The 1,624-nt window shown below is 47.8% G+C and carries 2 protein-coding genes and 1 pseudogene; 1 reads left to right on the top strand and 2 read right to left on the bottom strand.

Annotated features, from left to right (window positions below; all coding sequences use genetic code 11):
* Positions 1–19: 19 nt before the first annotated feature.
* Both rpiA and ACR0P9_RS12260 read right to left on the bottom strand, forming a co-directional pair.
* A complete protein-coding gene (rpiA, locus tag ACR0P9_RS12265) occupies positions 20–709 on the bottom strand; it encodes a ribose 5-phosphate isomerase A (RefSeq protein WP_216469815.1) in 690 nt (229 codons plus the stop codon).
* A 119-nt stretch (positions 710–828) separates the two neighbouring features.
* The gene (locus ACR0P9_RS12260) at positions 829–1,020 is read right to left on the bottom strand and encodes a ferredoxin (protein ID WP_432620549.1); all 192 of its coding nucleotides are present in this window, start codon (positions 1,018–1,020) and stop codon (positions 829–831) included.
* 188 nt (positions 1,021–1,208) lie between these two features.
* Here ACR0P9_RS12260 and ACR0P9_RS12255 point away from each other — a divergent pair.
* Positions 1,209–1,624, top strand: a pseudogene (locus ACR0P9_RS12255) (sodium-dependent transporter); the annotation flags it as partial.

Raw genomic sequence — 1,624 nt, 5'->3', positions numbered from 1 at the left:
TTCTATCATTTCTCCCCAATTACTTGTTCGGGTTTTCAATCGTGGTGATACCGTCTGCGCCTGCGGAGATGATGAGGTCGGTGCAGTTGAGGAAGAAGCCGGTCTCCAGAACACCGAGGGTGCCCTTGAGGAATGCTTCCATTGCTGCATAGTCCTTACCAAACTTCGAGTTGGTGTACTTGGTATCCAGAATATAGTTATGGTTGTTGGTCTCGTAGATGGAACCATCCTTGTTCATACGAAGTACCGGCTCAAAGCCTGCATCTTCCATCTTCTTGACAACATGCTTATAGCCAAACGGCAGAACCTCTACCGGCAGACCGAAATCGCCGATTTCTTCTACCAGCTTTGCGCTGTGGCAAACCCAGATGTTGTACTTTGCGCTGCGTGCAACAATCTTCTCGCGGAACAGCGCACCGCCGCCGCCCTTGATGCCGTTGAACTGCGGATCTACTTCATCTACGCCATCAATGCAGATGTCCAGCTCCGGTGCATCGTTGGTGTCGAGCAGTGGAATACCCAAGCTCTTTGCCTGCTCAGTGGAAGCATCAGACGTGGAGACACACTTGATGTTCAGTCCCTCTTCCTTCACGCGCTGACCCAGCTTTTCAATCAGATAATATGCCGTGGAACCGGTACCAATACCTACCAGCATACCGTCCTTGACATATTTTGCAGCTTCATATCCTGCCATCTGTTTCTCATTCATGATTCATTCACCTCAGTTGTCAATTTTCAAACCTAAAATTCTCATGCTTGATATTCTTATTGTAATACAGACAGCAGGTAGAACGCAATATCTTTTATTGTTTTTTCTATGGATAAATATCAGTCATCCTCTACTTCAATGACGCTGACCGGACAGCTCTCCGCCGCCATCTGCACCACCGCATCCAGTCCAGACTCCGGCTGCTGCTCGACGCGCGCCAATCCGTCCGCCGCCAGACAAAAAACCTGCGGACAAATTTCCGCACACTGCCCGCATCCAATACATCCCTCTCGAATGACTTTCACATACATGAGACTATCTCCTTTTCTTACAGATAGGGAAAGTTTCCCCAATTTTTTGTGGCATTATGCACAGAGTTTGAATTTTTTCGCCTGATTTGTAACTTTTCTCTTTCTTTTTACGGCCAAGTATAGTATAACTATTAAGAATAACTGGTGTCCTGTACGGGCACACGGAGTTTAAAGAAGGGAGTATTATCATGAACAAAAAGCGCGGCAGTTTCTCCAGCCGCATCGGTTTTGTCCTCGCAGCAGCAGGTTCCGCTGTTGGTCTGGGCAATCTTTGGAGATTCCCGTACCTCGCAGCAAAATATGGCGGCGGTACATTCTTACTCATTTATATCATTCTGGCGGTGACCTTCGGTTACTCTCTGATGACAGCAGAGATCACTCTGGGACGTTCCACCCGCCTGAGTGCTGTCGGTGCGTATGACAAGCTCAATAAGAAATTCCACTTTATCGGCCTGTTGACGTGTCTCGTCCCGATTATTATCGTTCCGTATTACGGTGTAATCGGCGGATGGATTGTCAAGTATATGGTTGTCTTTATCAAAGACGGCGCGGCAACCGCTGCGGCAGACAACTACTTTAACAATTTCATCACCAATCCTTGGCA

Source organism: Butyricicoccus sp. (genome assembly GCF_050872565.1).
Taxonomy (GTDB): Bacteria; Bacillota; Clostridia; order Oscillospirales; family Butyricicoccaceae; genus Butyricicoccus_A.
This window is presented reverse-complemented; position numbering and strand designations above follow the sequence as displayed.